The sequence below is a fragment of the Pseudomonas sp. Sample_9 genome (genome assembly GCF_004307535.1).
Taxonomy (GTDB): domain Bacteria; phylum Pseudomonadota; class Gammaproteobacteria; order Pseudomonadales; family Pseudomonadaceae; genus Aquipseudomonas; species Aquipseudomonas mercuritolerans.
This window is the reverse complement of the sequence record NZ_RAZO01000123.1, coordinates 1-5,601: the sequence shown is the minus strand read 5'-3', so window position 1 is coordinate 5,601 and position 5,601 is coordinate 1. Positions and strand designations below refer to the sequence as shown.

The 5,601-nt window shown below is 61.7% G+C and carries 5 protein-coding genes; all 5 read left to right on the top strand.

The window, feature by feature from the left end; all coding sequences use genetic code 11:
- Window positions 1-93: 93 nt before the first annotated feature.
- Window positions 94-1,677 (top strand): glutamate--cysteine ligase, encoded by a 1,584-nt coding sequence (gshA, locus tag D6877_RS06575; RefSeq protein WP_130910263.1) that lies wholly within the window; start codon window positions 94-96, stop codon window positions 1,675-1,677.
- A gap of 329 nt (window positions 1,678-2,006) precedes the next feature.
- Window positions 2,007-2,984 carry a taurine ABC transporter substrate-binding protein gene (gene tauA / locus D6877_RS06570; RefSeq protein WP_130910262.1) on the top strand — a complete coding sequence of 326 codons (978 nt, stop codon included), beginning with the start codon at window positions 2,007-2,009 and terminating at the stop codon, window positions 2,982-2,984.
- 15 nt (window positions 2,985-2,999) lie between these two features.
- The gene (gene tauB / locus D6877_RS06565) at window positions 3,000-3,794 is read left to right on the top strand and encodes a taurine ABC transporter ATP-binding subunit (protein ID WP_130910261.1); all 795 of its coding nucleotides are present in this window, start codon (window positions 3,000-3,002) and stop codon (window positions 3,792-3,794) included.
- A complete protein-coding gene (gene tauC, locus D6877_RS06560) occupies window positions 3,791-4,624 on the top strand; it encodes a taurine ABC transporter permease TauC (protein ID WP_130910260.1) in 834 nt (277 codons plus the stop codon). The genes tauB and tauC overlap by 4 nt, the downstream gene beginning before the upstream one ends.
- Window positions 4,625-4,768: 144 nt before the next feature.
- A partial coding sequence (tauD, locus tag D6877_RS06555; protein WP_130910259.1) for a taurine dioxygenase occupies window positions 4,769-5,601 on the top strand: 833 nt, incomplete at its 3' end.

The window sequence follows — 5,601 nt, the reverse complement described above, 5'->3', positions numbered from 1 at the left end:
AAAACCAGGCGATAACGCCAGTTTCAACTTCACCCTTGTAGACCGTCCTGCCCACCCCCATATTGGGGCGACTGACGCGTGAAGGAATCCAAATTGAGCGAACTTCTCAACCGCCGCCTGGCTCTGCTCGGCGAGCGCGCTAACCTCTCTCTGCTCAAGCAGTGCCTGCACGGTATCGAACGTGAATGCCTGCGCGTGACCAGTGAAGGTCGCCTGGCGCAAACGCCGCACCCCGAAGCCCTGGGTTCCGCGCTGACCAACGAACAGATCACCACCGACTACTCCGAGTCGCTGCTGGAATTCATCACGCCTGCCCTGCCGGATCCTGCCGACACGCTGGCGAGCCTGGACAAGATTCATCGTTTTGCCTACAGCAAACTCGGCAACGAGTATCTGTGGAGTCCATCGATGCCGTGCCCGTTGCCGGCCGAGGAAGACATCCCGATCGCTTATTACGGCACCTCCAACATCGGTCAGCTCAAGTACGTCTATCGCAAGGGGCTGGCCCTGCGTTACGGCAAGACCATGCAGTGCATTGCCGGGATTCACTACAACTTTTCCCTGCCGGAACAGCTCTGGCCATTGCTGCGCGAAGCCGAAGGTTTCGTCGGCACCGATCGCGATTTCCAGTCGGTGTCCTACATCGCCCTGATCCGCAACTTCCGCCGTTTCAGCTGGCTGCTGATGTACCTGTTCGGTGCCTCGCCGGCGCTGGACGCCGGTTTCCTGCGCGGGCGTTCGCATCAGCTCGAACAGCTCGATCCGGACACCCTCTATCTGCCGTACGCGACCAGCCTGCGCATGAGCGATCTCGGTTATCAGAGCAACGCCCAGGCCGGCCTGACACCGTGTTACAACGATCTGGCGAGCTATACCGACAGCCTGCGCGAAGCCGTGGCCACGCCGTATGCGCCGTATGTTGAAGTCGGTACGCACAAGGATGGTGAGTGGGTGCAGCTCAACACCAACATCCTGCAGATCGAAAACGAGTACTACTCCAACATCCGCCCGAAACGCGTGACCTACACCGGCGAGCGGCCGATCCAGGCGCTGATGGCGCGCGGCATCCAGTACGTCGAAGTGCGCTGCCTGGACATCAACCCGTTCCTGCCAATGGGCATCGACATCACCGAGTCGCGCTTCATCGACGCCTTCCTGCTGTATTGCGCGTTGAACGACAGTCCGCTGCTGACCAACACTTCGTGCGGCAACGCCACTTCGAACTTCCTCAGCGTGGTCAAGGAAGGTCGCCGTCCGGGCCTGCAATTGCAGCGTGATGGTGAGTCGGTCGAAATGAAGCAATGGGCCGCTGAACTGCTGGAACAGATTGCTCCGCTGGCGGCGATGCTCGATCAGAGCGTCGGCGGCGATGCCCACAGCAAGGCGCTGGATGCGCAACTGGCCAAGGTCAACGACCCGTCCCTGACGCCATCGGCGCAAGTGCTGGCAGCGATGGCCGAGCACAAGGAAAGCTTCGCGCAGTTCTCCCTGCGCCAGAGCCAGACTCACGCCGAGTTCTTCCGCAGCGAGCCGTTGGCGGCTGACGAGCAAGCGAAGTTTGAAGAACTGGCGCGTACGTCGCTGGCAGCGCAGGCTGAGCTGGAGCAGAACGAGGTGGGGGATTTTGACGTGTTTGTCGGTTCGTATCAGGCGAGCATCCTCGCGATCAGCAACTGAAGAGCCCCTCACCCTAGCCCTCTCCCAGAGGGAGAGGGGACTGACCGGGTTGTTGATGCGAAGTACGCCGACCTGAAATACCGAGCCGAACTCAGGCCTTGAAAAGCACAGAGATCGGCCCCCTTTCCCCCTCGCCCCCCTGGGGGAGAGGGCTGGGGTGAGGGGGCAAAGATCGAACGTCGAACGCAAGATCCAAATTATCCACAATCCCCCGCGCCTTAGATTTTTCCGCTCATAAGCTCATTCTAAAAAGTTATTTATTTACCGATTCTTAGATCATTTAGTCTCCTTTCACGCCGACGCTCGGTCGCCTGATATGGAGCTCTTCAATGAAACTGAATTTCCCGCTTCGCCTGCTCGCCGCCGCCTCACTGGCCGCTGCAAGCTTTCTGGCCCAGGCGGCCGATCTCACCGTCGCCTACCAGACCACCGTCGACCCGGCCAAAGTCGCTCAGGCCGACGGCGCCTACGAGAAAGCCACCAAGGCCGACATCAGCTGGCGCAAATTCGATAACGGTGCCGACATCATTGCCGCTATCGCTTCCGGCGATGTGCAGATCGGCTACCTCGGTTCAAGTCCGCTGACCGCCGCGATCACCCGCAAAGTCCCGGTCGAAACTTTCCTCATCGCCACTCAGATCGGCGCCGCCGAAGCACTGGTCGCCCGTGACGGCTCCGGCATCAAGACCCCGCAGGATCTGATCGGCAAGAAAATCGCCGTGCCGTTTGTGTCCACCGGGCACTACAGCCTGCTCGCCGCGCTCAAGCACTGGAACATCGATCCGTCGAAAGTCACCGTGCTCAACCTCGCGCCGCCAGCGATCATTGCCGCGTGGAAACGCGGTGACATCGACGCCACTTACGTGTGGGACCCGGCGCTGGGCGTGGCCAAGGAAAACGGCAAAGTGCTGATCACCTCCGGCGAACTGGCCAAGTTCGGCGCGCCGACCTTCGATGCGTGGATCGTGCGCAAAGACTTCGCCGAGAAGCACCCGGAAATCGTCACCGCGTTCGCCAAGGTCACCCTCGACGCCTACGCCGATTACCGCAAAGACCCGAAAGCCTGGCTCGCCGATCAAGCCAACGTCGACAAACTGGTGAAGCTCTCCGGTGCCAAGGCCAGCGACATTCCGCTGCTGCTGCAGGGCAACGTCTACCCGCTGGCGGCGGATCAGGTCAGTGACCTCGGCGCGCCGACCACCAAAGCCATCACCGACACCGCCGCGTTCCTCAAGGAGCAAGGCAAGGTCGAAGCCGTGCTGCCGGACTACGCGCCTTACGTCAGTGCCAAATACATCACTAACTGATCGGGAGATACAGCGATGGCCTTGCTACAGCTGGAGCGCATCAGCGCACAGTACCCGGGCAGCCCGGAGCCGGTGCTGGCGGATATTTCTCTGACCCTCGGGCCGCAGCAGTTGCTGGTCGCCCTCGGCCCGTCCGGCAGTGGCAAGACTTCGCTGTTGAACCTGATTGCCGGTTTCGTCGAACCGAGTGCCGGGCGCATCACCCTCGACGGCGTGCCGGTCAAAGGCCCGAGCGCCGAACGTGGCGTGGTGTTTCAGGACGACGCCTTGCTGCCTTGGCAGGACGTATTGGCCAACGTCGCCTTCGGCCTTGAACTGGCCGGTGTCGGCAAGGACCAGCGGGAAAAAATCGCCCGTGAAATGCTCGCGCTGGTCGATCTCGCCGGCTTCGAAGACCGGCGCATCTGGCAATTGTCCGGTGGCCAGAAACAACGCGTCGGCCTCGCTCGCGCCCTCGCCGCTGATCCGCGCGTGTTGCTGATGGACGAGCCGTTCGGTGCGCTTGATGCATTCACTCGCGAGCAGATGCAGGAGCTGTTGCTGCAAGTCTGGCAACGCACGGCCAAGCCGGTTTTCCTGATTACCCACGACATTGAAGAAGCGGTGTTCCTCGCCACGGACCTGATTCTGCTGGCGCCGAATCCAGGGCAGATCGTTGAGCGCCTGCAATTGGATTTCGGTCAGCGTTACGCCGCAGGTGAATCGGCCCGCGCGATCAAATCCGATCCGCGCTTTATCGAAACCCGCGAACACGTGCTGAGCAAAGTCTTCTCGCAACGCAGCGCCGTACCCCGGCAGGAGCGCGCATGAGCAGTTACGACGTTTCCGCTGCGGCGGTGAAAACGCCTTCGGTGAAAATCCCGGTGCGCCGCAGCCTCAGCACTCGCTGGATCAGCCTGCTGACCCTGTTCGGCCTGTTGACGATCTGGTGGGCGGTGACCGCGACCGGCCTGATCGAACCGCTGTTCCTGCCGCCCCCCTCCGCCGTGCTGCAAAAGGGCTGGTTGCTGGCGACTTCCGGATACATGGATTCGACTTTGTGGCAGCACCTCGGCGCCAGCCTCAGCCGCATCGGCCTTGGACTCTTTTTCGCCATCCTGACCGCCGTGCCGGTGGGCATTGCCATCGGCGCCAACCGCATCGCTCGCGGTGTACTCGATCCGCTGATCGAGTTCTACCGCCCGATCCCGCCGCTGGCGTATCTGCCGCTGATCGTGATCTGGTGCGGGATCGGCGAGTTGTCGAAAGTACTGCTGATCTATCTGGCGATTTTTGCGCCGATTGCAATTGCCACCGCGACGGGTGTGCGCACGGTTGATCCAGCAAAACTGCGCGCGGCGCAGTCGTTGGGCGCGACGCGCGCACAGTTGATTCGCCATGTGATTTTGCCGAGCGCTCTGCCGGACATTCTCACCGGCGTGCGCATTGGTCTGGGCGTCGGCTGGTCGACCCTGGTCGCCGCTGAACTGATCGCGGCCACCAGTGGCCTGGGCTTCATGGTGCAGTCGGCCGCGCAGTTCCTGGTCACCGATGTGGTGGTGCTGGGGATTCTGGTCATCGCCCTGATCGCCTTCGCCATGGAAATGGGCCTGCGCGCATTGCAGCGCAGACTGGTGCCGTGGCACGGCCAGGCGCACTAAATCGCCTTGTGAAAATTCCCCTGTGGGAGCGAGCCTGCTCGCGAAAGCGTCAGATCAGTCACTGCACTGTCGCCTGACACTCTGCATTCGCGAGCAGGCTCGCTCCCACAAAAGCATGACACTCCGAATTCGACGAGAACGACCATGAGCACCCTCAACATCACCCCGTTAAGCTCCGCCCTCGGCGCGCAGATCAGCGGCGTCGACATCAGCCAGCCGCTGAGCCTGGAACACCGCGACGCGATCGAGCAGTCGCTGCTTAAATACCAAGTGCTGTTCTTCCGCAACCAGCCGATCGAGCCGGCGCAACAGGCACGCTTCGCGCATTATTTCGGCGACCTGCACATTCACCCGATCTACCCGAACGTGCCGGAACAACCGGAAGTGCTGATCCTCGATACCGCCGTCACCGACGTACGCGACAACGCGATCTGGCACACCGACGTAACCTTTCTGCCGACGCCGGCGATGGGCGCGGTGCTCAGCGCCAAGTTGCTGCCGGAGTTTGGTGGCGACACGTTGTGGGCCAGCGGCATCGCGGCATATGAAGCGTTGTCGGCGCCGATGAAAACCCTGCTCGAAGGGCTGACAGCGACCCACGATTTCACCCGATCGTTTCCGCTCGAGCGCTACGGCAATACGCCTGAGGCGCTGGCGCAGTGGGAAGAAGCACGGCGCAAGAATCCACCGCTGTCGCACCCGGTGATCCGTACGCACCCGGCCAGTGGAAGGCGATCGCTGTTCGTCAATGAAGGATTTACCTCGAAGATCAATGAGCTGTCGGAAACCGAGAGCGAGGCGATCCTCAAATTTCTCTTTGCCCACGCGACCCGGCCGGAATTCACCATTCGCTGGCGCTGGCAGAAAGACGACATCGCCTTCTGGGATAACCGCGTGACCCAGCATTACGCGGTGGACGATTACCGACCGGCGCGGCGGGTGATGCAGCGGGCGACGGTGTTGGGGGATGTGCCGTT